Genomic DNA, 22624 nt, shown 5'->3' with positions numbered 1-22624 from the left:
AATCCTCAGCTTATCCAAATTTCATGCAAGACTCTTTCCATTCCACTACCAGCCCTGCGCGCGTGGTGCTGTTCATGACCCACGAGTGCCCAAGCGATGTACCGGGCGAGGATCAGCTCTTGGCCTGCCTGCTTCCGCTGGGTACGGCCAGCTTTGCCGAGCGCATCATGGACAGTTGCGCATTGGCCGGCGTGCGCCAGATTGATGTGGTGGTCAGTGAACACCCCGAAGCTTTGCGTCATATCTTGCAGGATGGTGCACCCTGGGGCATTCGGATCAACTGGCACCATGCCAAAGAGTCGTCATCGCCCTACAAGGTATTGCGTGGCATGGCACTGGACGCAGCGCAACGCATTGTCATTGGCCATGCCCACCAGTGGGTGGGTAGCCGCATCGTGCGCGAACTGGTGCAGACCAATGGTGTGGCGCTCCATCTGGGGGGCGATGTGGCGTGGACTGGCTGGTTCAGTGCTGACGCTGCCACGGTGTCTGCATTCGGGTCGCACGCAGATTACGAAGCAATAGGGGCACTTGTTCGCAGCATGGAAGGGGTTCGCTGTGTGCTTGCTGCGCCGGCCGAGCATGGGCAATGCCTGAGTGCTTCAGATTTACTGGCCGCCCAGCAGCATGCACTGGACGGCAGCCAGGAAGCCGCCATTCCCGCATCCTGGCGGCGTATGCCTTGGGGCGCGGCCAGCCCGGATGCAGTGGTCCACTCGGATGCTCATATTCATGGTCCGGTGTTGATTGGACCGGGTAGTGTGGTTGAGGCCGGTGCCGAACTGGGACCAGGAACGGTGCTGGCGCATGATGTGTTTGTGGCCAGCGGTGCACGCGTGCGGCACTCCCTGGTGATGGCCAATACCTATGTGGGGGGGCAGATTACACTGGAAAATGCGCTGGCGCAAGGCAACTCCATACAAAGCCTGAAATGGTCGGTGCGTACCGTGTTGAGCCCGGATGACGCCATGATGGTGCCGTTGCGCAGGCGTGCCAATAGCGCTACGCCCTGGACATCGCGCTTAATGGCCGTACTGGTCGCTGCAAGCGTGAGTCTGTTGATGCTACCGGCCCTCCTGCTGCAATGGTTTATTGGAGGCCATGGACTATGGCGCAAGGTGGTCGTGGTGCAATCACGCGTGCGTGGTCAAGACCACTTAACTTGGGTGTCGGTACGCTTGGCTCATAGCCAACGGGCACCTGACCGATGGGTGGCCCACTTTGGCGCCTTGCTGGATATTGTGCAGGGTCGACGCTGTTGGTTTGGTCTGCGCCCCCGGTTGGAAGCCGAGTGGTACGCGCTGGGGCGAGACTGGCAGGAATTATTCAGCCGCACCGCTATTGGATTGTTTCATGCGCCGGCCTGGACCGAAAGCAGCGACAACCTGGACAGCGAGGCTTATGCCGCTGCGGACGCCTTCATGGCGGTGCAGTCCACCTTGACCGGACGCTTCAAAATTCTCTATACCCATGCGTGGCGCAGCCGATAACATTGGCAGCGCTACCAGTGGCTTACGGGATGGTCGTAGTGGCCGTTTGTTCAATCACATCAGGAAGGTAAGGCGGCATGCCTGACATCAAAAAGCTGCTCAAGCGCAACCGTTTCTTTCTGGAAATTCTGGGCATTGTTGCGCTGGGCGAGTTTGCCGTTATGGTGTTGCTGGACTATCTGGCACCTGCCATCAGTATGCTGCATGCGGACTTGCTGGACGCGCTCAGTCTGATGGTCTTGGTAGCGCCATTTATTTTCTGGCGCAGCCGTGCGGTGCATGGTCGCGAAGCGCAAAACCTGTCTGATGCGGTGCAGCATTCGAGCACGGCGGTGCTGCTACTGGATACCGGAGGGCGCATTTACTGGGTCAATACCGGCTTCACGCAGATGAGCGGCTATTCATTGAATGAGTCTGTCGGGTTGAGGCCGGCAGAGTTGCTTGGTTGCGACCGCACTGACGCGTCTGCTTTGGCATCGCTGAAGAAGAGTCTTGCCACGCGTGAACCGTGCCGGGTGGTCGTGATCAATCAACGCAAGGACGGCAGCCACTATTACGGCGACCTCGACTTCAGGCCGGATTACGACAAACATGGCAAGTTGGTCGGTTTCATTGAGATTTGCACCGACGTCACAGAATTGAAACTGGCCAAACGCAGCTTGGAAGCAAGCCTGCGTGAATCGGAGGCCTTGCGCCAAACGGTGGACACCCATGCCATTGTCTCGGTGGCTGACCATGCGGGACGGATCATCGAGGCTAATTCGGCTTTTTGTGCCATCAGTGGCTATAGCCGCGAACAATTATTCGGGCAGGACCACCGGATGTTGAACTCAGGCACGCACGCCCCTGAATTCTGGACAGCCATGTGGGACGACATATCGCATGGCAAACCTTGGCGCGGCGAGATTTGCAATCGCGACAGCAGCGGTAAGCTGTATTGGGTGGACAGCATGATTGCGCCTTTTCTGGGTGCTGATGGTCTGGTGGAGAAATATGTCTCGATGCGTATGGACATCACGGCGCGCAAATCTGCGGAAGTGGATTTGGCCCGGCAGACTCAGTTGTTAACTGAAGTGGTGGATGCTGCACCCTACGGCGTGGCCGTCTACGATGACCAGCAGGTGCTGCGATTTCACAATGATCAGTTCGGCAGGAAGTTGGATTTGCCAGCCGAAATGCTGGCTCTCAAGACTTTTCATTTGTCCGACCAGATCCGGTATCTGTATATGCGCGGAGACTATGGGTACACGCAAAGCTTAGAAGCAGTGCTGGCAGGGTTCCAGGAGGCCATCGCGACACGCGCACATTTGGTTCAGGAGCGACGTCAGTTCAATGGTCGCCATATTGAATTGGGAGTCTCCCCAATTTCTGCCGGATGGACGGTGCTGAACTACCGTGACAACACCGAGCGAAAAAATCAACAACTCAATTTGATCGACGCACAGGAGCGGGTGCGACTGGCGACAGAAAGTGCCGGCATTGGTATCTGGTCGGTGATGCCGATCTCCGGCGAACAAACGTGGGACGCGCAACAGTACAGCCTCTTCGGAATTCAATACGAAGCCAATCAGACCACTTCTATTTATGAATTGTGGTCTCAACATCTGCATCCCGAGGATGCTGAGCAGGCACGCGAGGCGTTTCAGAACACCCTTAACCTTGGCGTTCCGTTTAATCACCAGTTCCGCATCATCCGGCCTGATGGCGCGGTGCGCCATATCAAAGCTTTGGGGAGTCCGCGCTTTGATGCCGATGGTCGGGTCGACTACGTCGTGGGTACCAATATGGATGTCACTGATGCCGTGTTGCTGGCTGAATCGATGAAGGAGGCGCGCGACCGGGCCGAGGAAGCCAGTCTCATCAAGAGCCAGTTCCTGGCCAATATGAGCCATGAAATTCGAACCCCCATGAATGCCGTGCTGGGCATGCTGACACTCCTGGGACGTAGCGACCTGAGTGACCTGCAGCGGAACTATATCGAAAGGGCTGAAAGTTCATCGCGCATGATGATCCAATTAATTGACGACATCCTGGACCACACGAGGATAAACGCCAGCATGGTCACGCTATTGCCTAAAGCATTCTGTTTGGATGAGGTTCTGCAGCAGCTCTCTGATATGGCTTCAGCCAACTTGGGTAGCAAGGAAATTGACGTACTGTTCGACGTGGATCCGAGTCTGCCTGCCTATTTTTTTGGCGACAGTCAGCGGCTGCAGCAGATTCTTGTCAATCTGCTGGGTAACGCCATCAAGTTCACCCTGTCCGGCGAAGTGGTCTGTCGCATCCATCTGCAATCGCAGGACGGCGTTAACTGCCGTGTAGTTTTTTGCATTCGCGATTCCGGCATAGGCATTGCGCCGACATTCAGGGAAAGCATTTTCAAAAGCTTTACGCAGGTGCAGTCAACCACGACGCGCGAGTTTGGCGGCATTGGCCTCGGACTGCCCATCAGTCAGCAGCTGGTTGAAATGATGGGTGGCAGCATTGAGGTGGAAAGCGAAGTGGGCATAGGTAGTAGCTTCTCTTTTGAGCTTGACTTGGCGCTTCCTGAGGGCGACGAAGCACCGCCTCCGTCCAGGCCCACGCAACTAGCCCCGGAGGCGACGCTGGTGGTGGATGATTGCCCGATTTCCCTGGATGTGATCAGCGCCATGGCCGAGGGCTTGAACTGGCGCACATCCGCTGCGGATGATGGGGCTCAGGCACTGGAGATGATCCGTAGCAGCCTGGCAACGGGCGGCACGGCCTTCACACTGATCTTGCTGGACTGGAACTTGCCCGATGTGGACAACACCCAAATCGTGCGGCAGATCAGGACGCTATACCGCGATGCACATCAATCACAGCCCTGCATCATCCTGCTCAGCAATAACAGCAACCCGGTGTACCACCAGCGCATGCTGGACATGGGTGATTTGGTCAACGCCTGTTTAGCCAAGCCATTTACCTCAAGCATGTTGCGTGATGTGCTGGCGCGGGCTGAAAGAAGCGCCTATCGCTCAGCAGAGCAATCGAACTCCCTGCGGCCCCAGCGGCTCAAAGGTTTGCGGGTGCTGGCAGTGGATGATTTGGTGATCAATCAAAACGTGATCGAGCAGTTGCTGATGGTCGAGGGTGCCCTGGTTTCCCTGGCCTCTAATGGCAGACTGGGTGTCGATGCTGTGCTCGCCGCCATGGCAGAGCAGCCCTTTGATGTGGTGCTGATGGATATCCAGATGCCGGTCATGGACGGCTATGAAGCCACACGCCTGATTCGCAGCGTACCGCAACTGGCGCAGCTTCCGATCATCGCTGTGACGGCCAATGTGCAGACGTCGGATCGCGAACAATGTTTCGCAGCAGGAATGAATCACCACATCGCCAAGCCCTGCAACTTGGACGAACTGGTGGCCGTGATTCGGAGTGTCACCGGACTGCAGTCCGGCGTGCAGCCAAGCAGTCGTGCCATACCTCAACCGAGGAAAGAGCCTGTCAACGTGGCAGACTCGGCGGCGCATTCAATGTCCGCATACTGGATTCGCGCAACACCGCATCAGCCCGTCCCCGTCTGCGATGCCTTGCTGAAACAAGGTGTGCAGTTGCAGGTGCTCGAGTCTGTCGAGGACTTGGGTTTGCTGCTCGATGCCAATGCCCCGACAGGCCTGCTTGTCGTGGACCAGGCTACTGCCACCAGCGCGGCGATGCGTGCGTTGGGTAGCGGCCTCAAAGGTGCTAGCATGAAAGCCATGCAGATGATTGCCTTGGCTGACGCGGCCACCGACGAAGAGATGCGTGCCTGTTTACGCGCGGGGGTGGTGGATATGGTCCCCAATCAGTTTGCCCTGAACTACCTTAACGTGATTGGTAAAAGGCACCTCAATAACCGGGGTGAACGACCGTTGGACGAGAAACTGGAAATTACGGCCATTGACAGCCAGCGTGCCATGGCAGATACGGAGTCAGACGTGAAGTTTTTCGGTAGCTTGCTACAGGCCTTTTTTACCGAACTACCGGTGCGAAAAATGCAGATAAAAGAGGACTGGAGCCTTAATCCGCAACAGGTAAAACACCATATTCATGCGCTCAAGGGCCTTGCCATGACTTTTGGAATGCACCAACTTGTTGATGTGGTAGTTCGAATAGAAGCTCATGCAGCACAGTCCAATGCCTTGGACGCGTCCATGTTGGAACAATTGGAAGGCGAGATACAGTCCGCAGGTTTCCAGATTCTGCGTTGGCTGCAATTGAATATGGCTGCATTGGAGGTGTCTGAATGAGCTCATTAGCGGCTGACCCGCTGTCTGAGGGCGTCTTGCGCATCTTGCTGGTAGATGATGAACCCCTGGCTCGCCTGATACTGAGCCGACCGCTGGTGGAGATGGGTTACCACATCACGATGGCTGTGAGCGGGAATGACGCCCTACAAATCCTCGAAAACAATAATTTTGACCTGATTCTGCTGGACATTGGCATGCAAGACGGGGATGGGTATATGGTTCTGGAATCGCTTCGCCGAAGCGAGGCGGTGCGTTGGGTGCCGGTCATCGTGACCTCGGGCCACCAATCCGAGGCGCAGATTATGCGTGCGTTGGAGCTGGGTGCAGACGACTACATGACCAAGCCGCTTAACATCGGATTTTTGCGCTACAAGATTCGTAATTTTCAGCGCGTGATTTCGCTGCAGAACCTGAATTTGAAACTGCTGGACAGCGTGCTGCATAAGCAACAGCTACTGGAGGAACGCATTGCCTTGGAGTTTGAGTACAGCGCGCGCATTCAGAAGACTTTGCTGTTCGGCTCTATTCCGTTGGCACCTGGCGGCGTCTTCACTTCGGCGCGGGCACAGGCGGCGCAGGGGATCAATGGTGACTTTATAGAAATCATTTCGGTGTACTCGGACTCGGTGGACATCATCATCGGTGACGTCATGGGTAAGGGGCCACTGGCAGCCATTCTGGGTGCTGATGTCAAGTTGCAGGTGCAGCGACAGATTTCCAATCGCCTGACCACCCACAACGCTGAGCGGTTTTCGGTGGGTGAGATTGTCAATGCTATCCATAGAACGCTGACACCCAAGCTGATTGAGCTTGAGAGTTTTGTCACATTCCTTTATGCCCGCCTGGACAAGGCCGCAGGTACGCTCACGGTGGTATGTTGCGGACACCCGCCCTTGATCGTTCTGAATGGTGGTCAAACCCGTTTGTTCGGATCCCCCAATCTTCCTCTGGGCGTACTTGCTGAGGAGTTATATATAGAACAGCAATGTGACATTGCTGCCGGTGCCGCCGTGATCTGCTATTCCGATGGCCTGTCCGAGGCTAAGAACTCGCAAGGTGAGGCCTATGGTGAAGATCGCCTGATGCAGGAGCTGGCGCCCTACCACCAATCCCCATGGGGTGCCAACGCGCTGGTGGAAATGGTGTATGCCTCGGTTCTCAGGTTTATCGGGGATCAAGCCCTGACCGATGACCTGACATTGGTGGTGGCCAAGGTGCCGGATGCGGGCATATTGCCGCATCGCCTGCGCTTGGCCCGCCAGCTCTGCCACATCGCTGAGTTACGTGGTTTTATCGGTGACTTTGCCCGAGAGCAAAAGTTGACCGAAGACCTCGCCGACAAGATCACGCTGGTGACGGTTGAAGCCTTTACGAACACGGTTCGCCACTCTAGCAGCGAGATCATCAACTCGTCGATTGAAGTGCAGATCAGTCACCTTGATGGCACGGTCTGGGTACTGCTTGAAGCACTGGGGCCTTACTTTGATCCGGTGCGCGAATCGCTGTTGCTTGAAGAGCCTTTTGACCTCAACCGTGAAGGCGGTTTTGGCTTGCACATCATCAATGCTCTGGCGGACACCTTCAACTATTCGCACACGGCTGGGGTTAATCGTATGGGGTTTGGTTTTTATACTTTGCCTAGATGACAGCCTATGTGGTCTTCCTGGCCTTGTTCGTGGCGGCCTACTATGTTGACCGCCATGGACTTGAGGCGGTGTTCCTGAAGGTCTGGATTCCTATTTTTTTGTGCATTCCTTTTGCATTTACAGCACACATTCCCATGGTGCCGATACGCACCTTTTCTCAGGCCGCCGTCGTTCCCATTTTGTACGTTCTCTTCAAAGAAAAGGGGCACCTGATACGGTTGGGTCGTCTTGAGATTCTGCTGGCTCTGTATGTGGTGTTGCGTGTCGGCGCAGACTTCAACAGCCGTGGGTACAAGGATGCGCAGAATTACGCCTTTTACATGCTGAGCTGTCTGATCGGACCCTATCTGATGGGCTACTACATCATTAACAGTCGGCGCATGGACATCAAAACCAGCAAGATGTTTGTGCTGATCTTTCTGATCTTTTTTCCGCTGTTCCTGTACGAGGCCAAGTTCTGGGTCAGCCCGATCTTCAAGATCATGTCGCCGCTGTTTCCAGATGCCTTCAGTGGACTGTCGATACGATACGGCCTTGCGCGTACGGCGGGTACCTTTGAGCATCCGATCCTGGCCTGCATCATGATTATTGCGGTCTACCGACTGCATCGCTGGCTCACCTGGACCGGTGCGTGGAAAGAAAGGCAAGAGGGCTGGTTGGGGAAAATACAGGGTTGGCTCAAACCATTGCCTTTCACGTTTGAAGGGCAGATCGCTATCGCGCTGATCATCATGGCAGTGATGACCATCTCGCGCGGACCCTGGATAGGCGGAATTGCCGCGGCCATCCTGGTGGGCGCGGGCAATATGAAGAACCGCAAGCGCGCCTTGGCGATCGTCTGTCTGGTGTTTGTAATCGGTGGCATTGGCGGCAAGATGGCACTGGATGCTTACATCACCCCCGCCGAGGGGCAGGTGATTGCGGCAGAAGCACAAACCATGCTCTATCGCAAGGTGATGGTGGAGCGCTATACCGAGTTCTTGGTGGAGAAAATGTGGGCCGGATGGGGCTTGACCACCGTGCCCACGATCAAGGGCATGGAGTCTATTGACAACGCTTTTTTTCTGATGGCCTTGCAGCATGGGGTGCTGGCACCGGCGCTGTTTGTCATTATCTTTGTGTACGCCATCGTATCGCAGGTGCAATTCGGGCTCAAATCGCCATCAGGTATAGCGCCATTGGGCTTTACCTTTTCCGGCATCTATCTGATGTGCTTTTTTGCCTTTTCCTCGGTTTATATGGGCGCGCAAACCGAGCCATTGCTGTTTTTGCTATTGGGCTGGGGTGAGGGCATGAAATCCCGCAAGGCCGAGACGGGGGGGCCGGATGCTGCACCTCAGGTACTCGAAAAAGGCCACGGCTTTCGCCGTGTGTTGCGTTAGCGGCCTTTCCTGCGATGGCTGCCAAGCCTGATTTTCTGCAATTTAAGCAAGAACAGACTCCAGTGCAAACTCATGCTGGAACTGCTCATGAACGTATTGAACTTGTCGCCCGTGATGGTTTCCACGAGCTGGGATTTGATGGATTCGCCGCCACTTTCCATCGGCACCCGGTTGACAACCAGTCCCACCGCGTCAGGGTCCATGCGTTCAAGCTGCACCCGCGCCCGCACCACGTCCGCCTTGGTCAACACCTCGGCTTCCACCACCAGAAACACTTGGCCGATGGCGTCTATCAACAACTCGGCATCGGCCGATGGAAGTAGCGGTGGCAGATCGATCAGCACCATGTCGAATTGTGTGCTCCAGGTTTCCAGCGCAGCCTTGAATACATCCAGGCGTTTGATACCGCTGTCAGTCGAAAGTCCATAGGGCACCACATTAAGTTGCATTCCGAAATGTCGTTGAGACGTGATGGCGGCCTGAGCCGAAATTTTCCCGATCATCAGGTCGGTCAGTCCACGGGCGTCGGAGCCGAGCGCTGAGGCGCTGGTAAGCGAGTCGGCGTCAATCACCAGCGTGCGCGAGCCCAGTTCAACCAGAGTACGGGCCAGTTCCAAAATGGTCGAGGTGGTGCCACCCCCCACCTTGACAGAGGAGAAGCTGTAGACATTGCGCGCGCCTCGTGCCTGGTTGCGGCGCAGCGTGGAAGCAAAGCGTCGTAGCTGCTCCTTTATCAGGATACCGGTGGCGGCATCGCGATGATCCACTAACCAGGCTGCAGAGGGTATTAGCATCGCCTTCTCGGCATCGCCTACCGTGATGACGCGCTTATCGAGGAAATCCAGGGCGATGGGGATAAGCAGCATCAACGCCATACTGGCGGCCAGCAGTCCCAGCATGACCTTGGTCTTGCCAATGCCTTGCGGTGTGATGGCGGGTAGCGCCGGTGTAATCAGGCGGGTAAAACCGAAGGCGTTGCTTTCGGTGTCCAGATAGTTGGTGCGCGTGCGCATGTCGGCAAGTTCCTGTTCGCGCAGCTTGATTTCACTGGTGTAGCGCATGGCTTCGCGGAAACTACTGGCGAATTTTGATGCTTGATCCTGGAGTTGGCTTACGCGCTCGCTCAGCTCCTTTTCGACCTGCTGGGCTTGTTCAAGTGTGGCGACAAAACGTGAGCGGGTATTTCCCAGGGTTGACTTATCAAAGTCGGACTCAGAGAGTTGCAGGCGGCGCTTGATATCTGCCATTTCATCCAGCGCTGGTTTCTTGGCCGGATGACCATCCTGCAAACCGCTGACGGTTCGCATCAGTTCTTCGTTGCGCTTGATGACTTCATTACGCATGGCCTGTAGACCGTTGTCCTGTAAGCGCATTTCAAGAACCGAACGTCCAGATGCTGCTGGTACTTCCTTTTGGCGCTCAAACGTGGCCAGGATGGCTTGCGCGCGACTGCGCTCAAGGGCCGCTTGCGCCAGCCTTTCGCGTGCCTGGGCCAAGATGACGTCAAACGGATTGGTAGTGCTTTCACCAAAGGTGGTCAGACTCAGGAAAGATGCCAGATCGGCGCGACGTGATTCGAAATCTTTGATTTCTCGCCTAACCACAGAGGCTCTCTCGGCCAGTACATGACCGCGCTGGTCGGAACCGTAGATCTGTTCGTTGTGCGTGGTTTCCAGAAAGGAATCCAGCACCGCGTTGATGATTTCGTGAAGATTTTCCTTGTTGTCCGAACGCATGCCGGCACGCACCATGTAGGTATCAGGAATGGCGAAGACGTAGATGGTGTGCTGCAGCCTCTCTATGCACTTTCGAGTGTCCTCGGATGGCAGCCTTGGATTGATGCCCTTGGCGGACAGTGCGGTCAATGCCCGTTCCAGCACGTCATAGCGAAGAAGTGAGCGAGACAGATGGTTGACGAATTCACGGTACTGCGAGTTGGACTGCAATTCCAGATCTTTGTCAGCCGACATGGTCTTCTGGTAGGACGGAGACACTTGAAAAACGGCTTCTGCGCTGTAACTGCTCTTGACCATGAGCAGCGCAAGCGGAATGCCAATGAGCAGCAGCACCAAGGCTATGACGATGCCAACCATGCGGTGGCGTTGCCAGGCGATGGCCGGGCGCAAACTGCGTGCAGGGGATGCTTTGAATTCGGGGTTTTTCATGGTGGATATCAAACCTTGCGGGAGGTCCGTGTCCAGCCTGATTTACGATTCAGGAAGAAGGCCACGTACACCGGCAACTTCCAGGCCGCGTACAACGGGACAGTCAGTAACTCACGCAGACTCAGCAGGTGCCTTGCGTAGCGCAGCCAAGCCAGCGTGATGGCCAGTGCCAGTGCGACTGCAGTGGACAAGGAAACCAGTGCGGCGGCACCTATCTCGGCGCTGAAGAAATAGCCCAAGGCAAACAGCGGCAAACTGATTGCCACGCACAGAAAGTAAAGTGCCAAGGGTGGGATCACCAGGTCCATGGCCAGCACCAGAGTGGCAGCCCGTGGGCGGCGCGCAAAGGCAACTAGCAAGCGAGGCAGCTCTTGTACCAGCGTCTGCAAGTGGCCGTGTTCCCAGCGTGTTTTTTGGGTGCGTGCAATGGCCGCATCAATTGGAAATTCACTGGTAATTTGCGCTTGCGCCAGGAACTGCGTGGGCCGCCCGGCAATTGCCATGTCCACGCCTAACTTCATGTCTTCGGCAATATGGCCGGTGGCAAGTTTCGCTGTGGACGCCAGGTCCCAAGGCAGGGCCATGCCGGTACCCATCAGGTGGCAGGCTCGGCCCAGTCGAAAACTGCCCAGTGGCCGCACCTGGTTCTTCACCAGCCAAGCGAATTCCAGCATGCGTGTGCGCAAACCCGCACCGGGAGGTGCCACCATCAGGTCCAACATCTGCACCGGGCATTTTGTTTGTTCACATCGCTGTGCAATGGCCTGTATGCCACCAACGCTAACGCGGCAGTCGGCATCCACCACCACCACGACATCCGGTGCGTCATCACGCAATGCATCTACGCCGAAAGCCAGGGCATACCCTTTACCCCGCAGGCTAGCGTGCTGGCGTTCAACTACCTCGGCACCGCAGGCGCGTGCCACGCTGGCAGTGTCATCCTGGCAGTTGTCGGCAATGACCAGCAGACGATCGTTCGGCCCAAGTTGCGCCTGCAGGCAGTTCAGGGTGGGAAGAATGTTGACGGATTCATTATGGGCTGGCACCAGTATTGCTACGCGCAGCGGTGTTTTGACGCCATCCGCTGTGGCAGACGTCAGAATACGTTTACCAGCCGCCAGTGTCAGCAGCAGCAGGCTCCAGGCGGGGATGGCCAGCACGAAGGCCAGGGCGCAGCTAAGAGCGGTGGCGAGCGTAAGGGCGGTAGTGCCTAAGAATTCCATGGTCATGCCTTTTTGTGGGAAGCGCCCAACGAGATGGGGCGTTTCGATAGGCAAAATGGTAAGCGGACGGCCCTCCACAAGTGTGTTCGAAATGTGAACTCAGACCGGTTGCTGGGGTACGCGCGGCAGGTTCAGTGGCACGCTTTACGGGGCTTGATGACTGCTGGTACACCCACGGCAATGCAATTGGCTGGTACATCGGTGATGACGACGGCATTGGCGCCAATCAGTACGTTGTCTCCGATACGGATGTTTCCCAGTACCTTGGCTCCTGCTCCGATGTCCACATTGTCACCAAACTGTGGTGCGCACGGTTCGTTGACTCGGGACAGACCAATGACGACGCCGTTGCGGATGCGGCAGTTGGCACCAAAGCTGGCAAAGCCGCTGACCACAATGCCGCCTGAGTGCTCAATGACAAAACCCTGGCCCAAAGGAACTTCGCAAGGCAGTTCGATGCCGGTAATGATCTGGATGAATTTGTAAAGCACCTTGTAAAGCAGCGACAGAGGCTTGCGCAACAGGGCAGGGCGCACACTGTAGCGCCAGCGCCCGAAGCGGTACACCAGCAGGGCCCAGAAGCCCTGCGCACCCCAGTCACCGCCGTGAGCTGTTAGATCAGAGCGGATGTTTTTAAACATGGCCGTAACTCCGCAGCAACTCTAAGCCGGTGCCCAAACTGGCCAGTCCAAGTGACGTGTACTCCACCCAAGACGCTACGCTGTGGTCGAACAGGATGGCGTTGAGAGCCAAGTCGGAATAGTGAAAGGAGACATAACGCAATAGATATAGCACGAGTGTGCCGGTTGCGCCTGTAAGCAGTATGTTACGCAACACTGAGGTTCGGGCTGCTGTGTGGCGCTGCACCCGCTGATATTGCTGCCACGTTGCCCAGGCCAACAAGACCAGGGTCAGCAGGGCTGCTAGCTGAAACAGGCGGCGCTCTTCGTATAAATGTTGCTCGCGAGCAAAGACGCGTGCCCATTGAACCCACAGCACGTCACCCTTCACCAAGCAGCTGGTCGCTATCAGTAAATAAAGTGGACATAGTGCAAGCCATAGTTGTTGCACGCGGGCAGGTGTGTGTCGGGCCAAACTTTGGGATGTGCCTAGCAAGGCGCAGACCATCGCTGCCAGCCCATAGGCCAGGGGCCTGGCCCAATCGCTCAGCTCGCCCCAACCTTCGGTGCCTAAAAGAACATGAAGCGCATCGTTCATATGGCGGCCTGTTGCGGTTGCGCATTACCCATCAGATAGGTGCTGCAGGTGCGCGAACGAGCAATCAGGTGTTGCAGGCCGGCCGGAGCCATCACGCCGACTGGAACGCTTACAAACAATACCAGAAAAGGGGCGTCCAGTGCCATCGCATGCAGGGCCATGCGTGTAGCCGAGGTAAAAAAGACGTGAAACAAAAAGATGGCAAACGAATAGTGACCGATGCGTGCCAGCAGGCGGTTGCGCCAGCCCAGCGACCAAAATCCAGAGGCCAGCAGCAAACCGGCCATCAGCATGGGGGGGGAGAAGCGTTCCAACTCAGGTCCCTGCGCCATCAACCAGGCCACAACTGAAGCGCCTAGCGCGATGCGCAGCAGACCGGATTTGGGCTGTTGCTGGGTCGCGTCCCATTGCAGCCGGGTCATGCCCAGGCCTAGCAAGAAATAGGGCAACAAATAGGTGGCGCCCAGCACGCTGAACCAGATGAAGCCAGGGTGTGCCAGATACACCAGAACACTCAAAACAAAGTAGCCACACCAACTGTGCGTGCTGGTGATTGGTAATACGGATTCGGCCAGCGCCACGATGCAGAAAATCAAAAACAGTGATTCGAGAAACCAGAAATGTGCCACCGGCACGATGTGCATAAGTTGGAGCTCGTCAATGCGGTAGTTACTGCCTGGCGTTACGTACTGAACCAGAGCAAACACTGTGCCCACGCTTAGCATGGGCCACAGCAGGCGCGCCGCCTTGTTGCGCACCAAGCTCCAACCGCGTTTTTTGCTAAATCCGTACATGGCACCGGCAAGCAGGCCGAACACAGGCATGCGCAGTGCCATCAATGCTTCAGTCAGTTGGCGTAACCATCCGTCGTGGATACGCAGGCCCTGGTTCTCTGTGGCTCCGACCACGTGGTAGACCACCAGTAGCAGGCATGCCAAGCCACGCAGTGTCTGTACTTTTGACGCCTTCATTCGATGACCAGATGCTGCACGCCTGAGAGTTGCAAGTAGCGACGAATGGACGGGGGTGTTCCGGACAGGCACAGGCTCAGTTGGCGAGAAGCCAAAGACTGTTCGAGCAACAGCAGCAGGCCAACAAAGGCGCTATCAATGCTGCTTACCTGTGACAAGTTCAGCACAACATTGCCATTGTCATGCTCAATTTGGGTGAAGATGTCGCGAACTGGCCGCAGGTTACTGGCATTCCAGGCGCCACGCAAATGGACCAGGCCTTGGCTTTCCTGGCGCCCGTATTCTGCCGTTGCGTTGCGCAAATCCTCTGTACTTGGCTTCTGGTAGGCATGGTGCAATGCCAGTGGTAGCACGCGTATGGCAAGCACACGCAAAAAAGAAAGTCCATCGTTCAGATAGCGCCGGATCAGGGTACGTTCTTCCTTGGCACGCCAGAGCCATTCCAAACCTGCGCGCTGCATCCAGGGTGGCGCACGCTGGATGTTGCCAGCGACAAAATTTATAACTGCACCTAAGTGACCGATGACCGGTGCCGTAATGTGCTGACGATTACGACAAATCCAGTCCTGCCCTTTGGCCGCTCCGAGTGACACCACCACCAGATCCGGCTCGCTTTGGTTGATGCATTGCACCAGATCATCGCGACTCATTTCCTCGGTGTTGACAAAGCCGGGGTAGATGTAGCCGGTTGGCAGGACGCCGGCCGACTGATCACCGATGGCAAGGCAAGCGCTCTGTCCGACTCCTTTGGTACCACCAAAGAAAAACACCCGCCACAAGCTCTCGGTCTGTTGACGCAAACAATCGAACAGGTCTGAGCCGCTGACGCGTTCCCGTATCGGGATATTCAGCAGTTTGGCGACCCATACCAATGGCATTCCGTCTGGAAGGCTGAGGTCGCTCATGCAAACCGATTCCCTGAAATGTGACTGCTTCTGGCTGGCCATCATGAAATTGAGGTTTGGCGTGGAAAAAAAGCATTTCTGTCGGGTGATGCGGGCTTGCTGCAGCTGGCGCACGGCCTCGTCCATGGACATGGCATCAATGGGCAAGCCCATGATGCAGTGCACATTTCTGTAAAAGTCGGTCATTTGGATTCTCTCGTTTGGTGCCAGACACTCATCCCAGTCGGATGCAGCGATTGGACGGGAGATGGTTCCAAACTGTGTTGCAAGATTGTGAATTTGCTTGGTTTTAATTAATGCCATTCACAGACAACCGTGAGCAAGTTAATGCAGAGTGACAACATGCCCTGGAGGAAATGTTACAGGTCACGCGCAGCCAAATTGTCGACCACACCACATGACTAGAGCAGTCGCAGATAGCCATTAACGGCGCGAAGGCGATCTTGATGCGATTCAACTTAAACACGCGGACTACGAAAAGAAACTTTTGGCTGAGCAACGTCGTAGTGAGGATGAAATCAAGCGCCATTCAGAAGATGAACAACGAACCGCCAATTTTAAAGAAATAGACGCCTCAAATGCAGCGCTGCTTCAAGAGGAGTGCGTCACTTTTACTTCCCAAAGAGGGACATTTTTACTTCGCCGGATGACGCTCATCCGGCGAAATAGATTAAACCCTCAGCTTGTTAACTTAACATAATATACATCGTATGAAGTACACTTGCCGAGTTAAAATCAAACCTTAAATTCACAAAGCCCAAATCCCGCTTTACAAAAAAGGAGATGGTCGATGTCGAGACATTTAGGCAACCTGAAAAGGTTTCAGTCAAAATTGATAGCCAGGTACGGGGCCGATGACAATTTGGTCATACAAGTATCGAAAGAACTTGAATTGCTTGAGGTTCTTAAGTCCAAACGTACCATCAGTTTCATCCCCCCTGCGGCCTTGCTTGGAAATTCTGACTTCATTCGAGTTCACAAACAGATTTTCCAATTTCGTTAATGTGATACTTGAGGCTCATTCGGTCCAGTGAGCTTGTTGGCAATGAAATAAACAGCTCAATGCGCTTACGCAAGTTGGACCCTGCATTCATGAAAGCGCGATGTTTTTCTTCGGCACTGCCTTTGACTTTGCCGGGGTCTGCCACTCCCCAATGCGCAACAATGGGATGACCTGGCCAAATCGGCGATTGGTCTTCCACTGCATCGTCACAGATGGTCAAAATAAAGTCCATGACAGGTGCGTCAGGCGTCGCAAATTCATCCCAGGATTTACTGCGCAAACCATCAGTGGGAAGGCCGATATGCTGAAGAAAATCAATGGCATTGGGATTCACTTTGCCGATCGGAAAACTGCCCGCCGAGAAAGCCCTGAAGCGTCCTTTACCTAATGCGTTCAATTGCGCTTCTGCCAAAAGACTGCGCGCAGTGTTGCAAGTGCACAGAAAAAGTACGTTGAAGACCTTGTCACTCATAAGTTAGCTTTCGGGTTGTCAGTTTTTGAAAAAATGAAGGACGATTATCAACCTTGTTCTCCATTTGATGGCGATACTCTCATCTCAGAATTCTCATCCAAATCGACATTAACCAGAGACACGGTGAATAACTCATACTCCCCCGAAACTTTTTTGTTTTTCGACTTTCCATCAATGGAGTGAATGAATGCAGCCGACTGTCCCGACCCAAGCCCATTGGGCAAAAATCAACTCAAGCCATTGGTACCGTTGGCGTGGTTACATGGTGCGCTGGTTGATTTTTGCTGGCGTAGTAGGAATGTTTCAACCCGTTGACCAGGACCTGGAAAACTATTGGCTACAAAAACTGTACCAAGGACTTTTTGGTCTATTTTTTGGAGCGGTTTGCGCGGTGGTTTTTACGTTGGCTGAAAATAAATTGAATGTTGCGCGTATCAAGTGGAAATCATGGTCAATCGTGATTGCAACGTGGTTGACTACCAAACTGGTGTTTGTTAGCGTTATGGCTGCAATCGGTTGACACCCAGTTAATTGGGTTTCTTGGCGGCTGACTTTGCCGCTTTTTGAGCCTGATCACGCTTTATTTCATAAAGATCACGAATCCGTTCTGCCATAGCGGCGTAGGTCACCGCATTTTCTTCTTCTGCATCAGCCGCATTGATGAAGGCATTGAAGTGACGGTCATTGACCCAAAAAGTTTGTTCAGCAGCGTAATCATCAAGTGCATCTGCAAAATTTTGAACATCGTTGTCTGTTGCAAAAAAGTCCGTTAAGAAAGTGGCTGGTGTCCCAAATCCGGCTTCAACCGCAGCGGTCATGCTGTCGAGCATCTCATTGATCAGACTCTCGTCAAGATCGTCACTCATGTTCTTGAATGGCAATAATTTACCGGTTCTGGGGTCGTACCCTCCCCTTGATTCGAGACGGTCCAGAAGCTCTGGAAGTGCGCCTGAAGGTGTGTTGCTATCGATACCGTCGTACGAGATCGTGGTTATTTGTGGTTTGTAAGAGGTAACCATGGGAGCCTTGATGTAGTGAAAGTTGGGGTTATAAAACTGGAGGTCAAAAGCCAAGTCGATTCTGAACGTGCCTTAACTGTAACCAGTGAAAGCAGAAATAAAATTATGCTCAAATCGATTACTTGATTTAACCAGTTGATTCTTTTACTGCTGGATACAACGACTTGAAAGGTAAATCAGATTAATGGATACGGTCATTATTTTTGCCATAGCCGGGTGCCTTTTTAGCGCGGCTGTGGTGTATGTCGTGCAGGATTACCGTCGGCATGGTGAACGTCAGGATGCTTTGGACAACGTGTTGAGTGTGAAGGCCGAGGTCTTGAAGATCAAGAAAACACTGCTTGGTTATACAAAATACATGGATTATCTTGCACCCGCAAAGCAAGCTGTGTTGGAAAAAGCAAAGTCATTAGTGATCAAAATGGTGAGAGAGCAGGTCCACGTTGAAAACCTAAAGTCAGATCCTGGAAGGCCCAAGCCTGACACCACTGTGATTTTCAAATACTTGGTCGAATACTCAATTGGTTTTGATCTCAAGACTGATAGTTTCGACATCATCAGCACCACTTCCGGTATTGAAATTAAGGTGGGTAGACCTTCAGTCGTCAGTTCGCCTTTTATACGAACACATTCGCATGAGATTTCTAGCGGAGGGTCACTTTCCGACGAAGTGACTGTTTTAAAAGAAATTCAAGACAAGCTTCCCACCATGGCGAGTCAACACGGCTTAGCCATGGCTTCAGAGCCTGCAATTCGAGCGCTTTGTGATAAAAAGCTGATTGAGCTTTTAAGCAGTTTTTTAACCGGGCAACCTGGCGTATTGCAAGTTCCTGGTATTTCTGTTGTCTACAGATAATTGACCCATTCGCATCCATTCCACCTGAATCCAAGCCCCAATTTTCCGTATGTCCTCAGTTTTTAACTTCACTTTTGTGCCCTGGTTTCGTTCGGTGGCGCCTTATATTCATAAGTTTCGCAACCAGACATTTGTCGTGGGCATTGCGGGTGAAGCTATTGCGGCTGGCAAGTTGGCGCATCTGGCGCAAGACCTGGCCATGATTCAAAGTATGGGTGTCAAGGTGGTGCTGGTGCATGGCTTTAGACCGCAGGTGAATGAACAGCTCAAGGCCAAGGGTCATACGCCGCGCTACTCACATGGCATGCGCATCACAGACGAAGTAGCGCTGGACTGTGCGCAGGAAGCCGCCGGGCAACTTCGTTATGAAATTGAGGCCGCCTTCAGTCAGGGCTTGCCCAATACCCCCATGGCCGGTTCGACGGTAAGGGTGATCTCGGGTAATTTTTTAACCGCACGCCCGGTCGGCATAGTTGATGGCGTAGATTTTCAGTCCTCGGGACTGGTGCGCAAGGTAGACACGGCGGGCATTATGCGCACGCTAGATTTTGGTGCCATGGTGCTGCTGTCACCATTTGGGTTTTCACCCACCGGTGAAGCTTTTAACCTCACGATGGAAGAGGTTGCCACTTCAGTCGCCGTGGCCCTGCAAGCCGATAAACTGATTTTTGTGACCGAAATACCGGGTATCCGGATTCAACCGGGTCAGCCCGAAAGCGACGACAACCCGATTGACACCGAACTGCCGTTGGCAGCAGCTGAAAAACTGTTGGCCGAATTGCCGGCAGCGAACCAACCCAGCGACACCGCTTTTTACCTTCAGCACTGCGTGAAGGCCTGCAAACATGGCGTTGAGCGCAGTCACATTATTCCGTTTGCGGTAGATGGCTCCATCTTGCTGGAGGTCTATGTGCACGACGGCATTGGCACCATGGTGGTGGATGAAAAGCTGGAGAGTCTGCGCGAGGCTACCGTGGACGATGTCGGTGGCATCTTGCAATTGATTGAGCCGTTTGAACAAGATGGCACTTTGGTCAAACGCAGTCGCACCGAAATAGAGCGTGACGTCGGGCTCTACACCGTGATTGAGCATGATGGCGTTATTTTTGCCTGTGCCGCACTCTACGCCTACCCGGAAGCGCGCACAGCTGAGATGGCTGCGCTCACGGTGTCGCCGCAAGTGCAAGGCCAAGGCGACGGCGAACGGGTTTTGAAACGCGTAGAGCAACGGGCCAAGGCCGCCGGGCTTGACTGCATTTTTGTACTCACAACCCGTACCACCCATTGGTTTCTCAAACGCGGCTTTGTGCTGGTCGACCCTGATTGGTTACCAGAAGCGCGAAAACGCAAATACAACTGGGATCGCAAGAGCCAGGTGCTGGTCAAAAAACTCCCCTGAGCACGGTTCTTGCTGTGTTTACACAGCAAGGCATCGGGCCTTGTTCATCAATATCAACTCTTAGAAAAAGACATGCATTCACTCAATTTCATCGGCGGCGAAAAAGGCGGCGTTGGTAAATCCGTGGTTTCACGGGTTCTGGCCCAGTATTTCATTGACAACGGTCGCCCGTTCACCGGCTTTGACACCGACCGTTCACACACCTCATTTACGCGTTTTTATGCCGACTACGCTTCTCCGGTCGTTGTGGACAGCTACGAAGGCCTGGACCGTTTGGTTGAGGCATTTGAAGACCAATCCGTGGGCAGCGAGCAAAAAAGCGTCATTGTAGATTTGGCGGCGCAGACGGCTGCACCCTTGACACGCTGGATCAAGGATTCAGATTTATTTGCCGTCATGAAAGAAATGGGCATTGCCGTGAATTTTTGGCACGTCGCTGATGCGGGCAAAGATTCAGTGGACTTGCTAGGTCGCTTGGTCAACACGTTTGAAGAAGGACCCAACTACTTTGTGGTTAAAAATCAAGGCCGTGGGGCGGATTTTTCACAACTAGACGATTCGCCAGCCTTGGAGAAAGCGGTCTCGCTGGGCGCTAAAGTGGTGACGCTGGGGCAGTTGCATGAAGCAAGCATGCGCAAGATTGACCGCCAGAATGCCAGTTTTTGGGCCGCCTTCAACGACCGCACAGGTCCGGAAGCACTGGGGTTGCTGGAGCGTCAACGTGTCAAACTATGGTTACGCAGAACCTACGACATGCTGGATACGCTGCCGCTGTAACGTTTTATTTAGCTTCTGGCTTGACTGATCCGCCAGATCAGCAAGCAAGCCAGAATAGTTATGCCACTGAAGCAGACAAATGACCAATTGGCAATGGAGCCGCCGAGAAAGGTCCAATCGACCTTGATGCAGTCGCCACCACCCTTGAAAATCATGGGTAAGGCGCGCTGCAAGGGGAAAGTCTCGATCATTCCGTAGAAGTCACGACCGCAACTGGCAACTTCCGGCGGATACCACTGCAACCAGCTTTGTCGGGCTGCCACAAAGCCACCAAAACCAGCCGTGATCAGCAACAAGACTGAGCCGCCAAGATGCAAGCCTTTTCTGCTTCCAGCCCCCGTCAGTCCTGCGATAAGTGCTACCAATACAAGAGCATAACGCTGTACGATGCACATGGGACACGGAACCAAGCCGACCACTTGTTGCAGGTAAATGCCGAAAGCAAGCAGCGCAACACAGCTTGCACTGATGAGCAGGAATACGAGGCGGGGTTGCTTGTCAATCAAGCCTGTCAAAACCCGAAAAGTCATGACATTAGCTAGCGGCCGCGTCAGCCTCTTTGCAAGAGGGTGAACAAACAGCCTGAGATTTACCAAGAATTTTGCGCGTGACCATTTGCGAACGAGCGCGGTGCTTACCGCACAGGAAGCACGACATGGTCGCGGCGCCGAAGGAGGTGGCCGCAGTAAAGGGCGAACCCGAAACTTTGGATTTGTAACGAAGGCCGTCGGCCAACATTTTGGTTTTTGTGTCTGCTTTTGCCATAGTCTGTATTTTACTTCAGTGAGAATATATTGCGATAGTTCATTGGTTTCATATGCTGATGTGGGGGCATCACAAAGCTTGCTAAAGTGGCAGCCTTTATAAGATTTTTGAAAAAGGCTTCACATGGCACGCACTGTTAACTGCATCAAGCTCGGCAAAGAAGCTGAAGGACTGGATTTCGCGCCCTACCCTGGCGAACTTGGCAAGCGTATTTGGGAAAGCGTCAGCAAGGAAGCTTGGGCGGCATGGCTTAAGCACCAGACCATGCTGGTCAATGAAAACCGACTGAATCTGGCAGATGCACGGGCTCGCCAATATCTTGCTCGCCAGATGGAAAATCACTTTTTTGGTGATGGTGCCGATGCTGCCCAAGGGTACGTACCGCCCAGCGCCTGAATCACCTGCCAATGACTGACCCAGCAGCCTCTGCCTTGATTCAAGGTTGTGGCCTGCCACAGGCGTGGGCTGACACCACGGCCTGGCGTATTTTGGATACGCGTTTTGGATCGGGTCTGAATTTTCTAAGCACCTGGCATAGCTGGAACTCAGACCCACTTCGTCCGCGTCTACTTCACTATGTGGCGCTGACCCCTGCACCCCTCTCTTTGCATGAGTTGTTGGCAAACGCGGCTCCTTTTCCTGAGTTGCTGGCACTCGCCCACGAATTGGCAACGCATTGGTTTGGCCTTTTGCCCGGTTTTCATCGCCTCACGCTCGCTGGGGGTGATGTTTTATTGACCTTGTGCGTCGGGGACTTGACCGCGATGTTGCGCGATCAGTTGTTTGTCGCCGATTCGGTCTATCTGGATATTGCACCGACTTTCGACCCTCAATGTCCCCCATGGACGATCTGGCTCACCAAGGCACTGGCGCGCTGCTGTCAACGTGGAACCACTTTTGCCGCCAGCCCGGCAGCGCTGGCGCACACCGCTGATTTAAAGCAATGCGGCTTCGAATTCATCAATAACGCCAACGAATCCGACATCAACACACTTAGCGGGCAGTTCAACCCCCGCTGGACCCTGAAAAACACCCGCGAGGCGTCAACCCGACAAGCGCAGGCAGTTGGAACGTGCG

Annotated in this window: 21 protein-coding genes; 11 read left to right on the top strand and 10 right to left on the bottom strand. The window is 54.2% G+C overall.

Annotated features, from left to right (window positions below; translation table 11 throughout):
- The first annotated feature begins 23 nt into the window (after positions 1-23).
- The 4 genes from WCG50_RS00485 to WCG50_RS00470 all read left to right on the top strand — a co-directional run bounded on the left by WCG50_RS00485 (position 24) and on the right by WCG50_RS00470 (position 8774).
- Entirely contained in the window at positions 24-1490 is a 1467-nt protein-coding gene (locus WCG50_RS00485) for a hypothetical protein (protein WP_336897592.1), read from the top strand.
- A 77-nt stretch (positions 1491-1567) separates the two neighbouring features.
- Positions 1568-5746, top strand: coding sequence for a PAS domain S-box protein (locus WCG50_RS00480; RefSeq protein WP_336897591.1), 4179 nt, complete (start codon positions 1568-1570; stop codon positions 5744-5746).
- On the top strand, positions 5743-7392 hold the full coding sequence (locus WCG50_RS00475) for a SpoIIE family protein phosphatase (RefSeq protein WP_336897590.1): 1650 nt from the start codon (positions 5743-5745) through the stop codon (positions 7390-7392). Before WCG50_RS00480 ends, WCG50_RS00475 begins: the two co-directional genes overlap by 4 nt.
- A complete protein-coding gene (locus tag WCG50_RS00470) occupies positions 7389-8774 on the top strand; it encodes an O-antigen ligase family protein (RefSeq protein WP_336897589.1) in 1386 nt (461 codons plus the stop codon). The genes WCG50_RS00475 and WCG50_RS00470 overlap by 4 nt, the downstream gene beginning before the upstream one ends.
- Here WCG50_RS00470 and WCG50_RS00465 read toward each other — a convergent pair.
- The 6 genes from WCG50_RS00465 to WCG50_RS00440 all read right to left on the bottom strand — a co-directional run bounded on the left by WCG50_RS00465 (position 8771) and on the right by WCG50_RS00440 (position 15442).
- On the bottom strand, positions 8771-10939 hold the full coding sequence (locus tag WCG50_RS00465; protein WP_336897588.1) for an AAA family ATPase: 2169 nt from the start codon (positions 10937-10939) through the stop codon (positions 8771-8773). The genes WCG50_RS00470 and WCG50_RS00465 overlap by 4 nt on opposite strands.
- 8 nt (positions 10940-10947) lie before the next feature.
- The gene (locus WCG50_RS00460) at positions 10948-12162 is read right to left on the bottom strand and encodes a glycosyltransferase family 2 protein (protein WP_336897587.1); all 1215 of its coding nucleotides are present in this window, start codon (positions 12160-12162) and stop codon (positions 10948-10950) included.
- A 131-nt stretch (positions 12163-12293) separates the two neighbouring features.
- Positions 12294-12803: a serine acetyltransferase gene (locus WCG50_RS00455; RefSeq protein WP_336897586.1), complete on the bottom strand. Its 510-nt coding sequence runs from the start codon at positions 12801-12803 to the stop codon at positions 12294-12296.
- The gene (locus WCG50_RS00450; RefSeq protein ID WP_336897585.1) at positions 12796-13380 is read right to left on the bottom strand and encodes a hypothetical protein; all 585 of its coding nucleotides are present in this window, start codon (positions 13378-13380) and stop codon (positions 12796-12798) included. The genes WCG50_RS00455 and WCG50_RS00450 overlap by 8 nt, the downstream gene beginning before the upstream one ends.
- Positions 13377-14351 (bottom strand): acyltransferase, encoded by a 975-nt coding sequence (locus tag WCG50_RS00445; RefSeq protein WP_336897584.1) that lies wholly within the window; start codon positions 14349-14351, stop codon positions 13377-13379. The genes WCG50_RS00450 and WCG50_RS00445 overlap by 4 nt, the downstream gene beginning before the upstream one ends.
- Positions 14348-15442, bottom strand: a complete 1095-nt coding sequence (locus tag WCG50_RS00440) for a WecB/TagA/CpsF family glycosyltransferase (protein WP_336897583.1) — start codon at positions 15440-15442, stop codon at positions 14348-14350. Before WCG50_RS00440 ends, WCG50_RS00445 begins: the two co-directional genes overlap by 4 nt.
- Before the next feature lie 301 nt (positions 15443-15743).
- Between WCG50_RS00440 and WCG50_RS00435 the strand changes: the two genes are divergently transcribed.
- The gene (locus tag WCG50_RS00435) at positions 15744-15956 is read left to right on the top strand and encodes a hypothetical protein (protein ID WP_336897582.1); all 213 of its coding nucleotides are present in this window, start codon (positions 15744-15746) and stop codon (positions 15954-15956) included.
- Between the two features lie 265 nt (positions 15957-16221).
- Here WCG50_RS00435 and WCG50_RS00430 read toward each other — a convergent pair whose 3' ends face one another.
- Positions 16222-16731: an arsenate reductase ArsC gene (locus WCG50_RS00430; protein WP_336897581.1), complete on the bottom strand. Its 510-nt coding sequence runs from the start codon at positions 16729-16731 to the stop codon at positions 16222-16224.
- 187 nt (positions 16732-16918) lie between these two features.
- Here WCG50_RS00430 and WCG50_RS00425 point away from each other — a divergent pair, with 187 nt between their 5' ends.
- Positions 16919-17251 carry a hypothetical protein gene (locus tag WCG50_RS00425; protein WP_336897580.1) on the top strand — a complete coding sequence of 111 codons (333 nt, stop codon included), beginning with the start codon at positions 16919-16921 and terminating at the stop codon, positions 17249-17251.
- A gap of 7 nt (positions 17252-17258) precedes the next feature.
- On the opposite strand, the gene WCG50_RS00420 is transcribed toward WCG50_RS00425, so the two are convergent.
- The gene (locus WCG50_RS00420; RefSeq protein ID WP_336897579.1) at positions 17259-17804 is read right to left on the bottom strand and encodes a hypothetical protein; all 546 of its coding nucleotides are present in this window, start codon (positions 17802-17804) and stop codon (positions 17259-17261) included.
- A gap of 130 nt (positions 17805-17934) precedes the next feature.
- On the opposite strand from WCG50_RS00420, the gene WCG50_RS00415 reads away from it, so the two are divergent.
- From WCG50_RS00415 to WCG50_RS00405, 3 genes are all read left to right on the top strand, one after another.
- On the top strand, positions 17935-18606 hold the full coding sequence (locus WCG50_RS00415) for a hypothetical protein (protein ID WP_336897578.1): 672 nt from the start codon (positions 17935-17937) through the stop codon (positions 18604-18606).
- A 49-nt stretch (positions 18607-18655) separates the two neighbouring features.
- Entirely contained in the window at positions 18656-20005 is a 1350-nt protein-coding gene (gene argA, locus WCG50_RS00410; protein WP_336897577.1) for an amino-acid N-acetyltransferase, read from the top strand.
- Positions 20006-20077: 72 nt separating this feature from the next.
- Positions 20078-20782, top strand: a complete 705-nt coding sequence (locus WCG50_RS00405) for a mobilization protein (RefSeq protein WP_336897576.1) — start codon at positions 20078-20080, stop codon at positions 20780-20782.
- A gap of 8 nt (positions 20783-20790) precedes the next feature.
- Here WCG50_RS00405 and WCG50_RS00400 read toward each other — a convergent pair whose 3' ends face one another.
- Both WCG50_RS00400 and WCG50_RS00395 read right to left on the bottom strand, forming a co-directional pair.
- Positions 20791-21312: a disulfide bond formation protein B gene (locus WCG50_RS00400; RefSeq protein WP_336897575.1), complete on the bottom strand. Its 522-nt coding sequence runs from the start codon at positions 21310-21312 to the stop codon at positions 20791-20793.
- 4 nt (positions 21313-21316) lie between these two features.
- Complete coding sequence (locus WCG50_RS00395) at positions 21317-21547, bottom strand: hypothetical protein (protein ID WP_336897574.1); 231 nt, start codon at positions 21545-21547, stop codon at positions 21317-21319.
- Between the two features lie 123 nt (positions 21548-21670).
- On the opposite strand from WCG50_RS00395, the gene WCG50_RS00390 reads away from it, so the two are divergent.
- Together WCG50_RS00390 and WCG50_RS00385 are read left to right on the top strand one after the other, a co-directional pair.
- Positions 21671-21943, top strand: coding sequence for an oxidative damage protection protein (locus WCG50_RS00390; RefSeq protein WP_087493783.1), 273 nt, complete (start codon positions 21671-21673; stop codon positions 21941-21943).
- An 11-nt stretch (positions 21944-21954) separates the two neighbouring features.
- A partial coding sequence (locus WCG50_RS00385) for an MnmC family methyltransferase (RefSeq protein WP_336897573.1) occupies positions 21955-22624 on the top strand: 670 nt, incomplete at its 3' end.

Source organism: Rhodoferax sp. (assembly GCF_037143375.1).
Taxonomy (GTDB): Bacteria; Pseudomonadota; Gammaproteobacteria; order Burkholderiales; family Burkholderiaceae_C; genus Rhodoferax.
The sequence above is the reverse complement of the archived record's forward strand: the minus strand, read 5'-3'. Positions and strand labels throughout refer to the sequence as shown.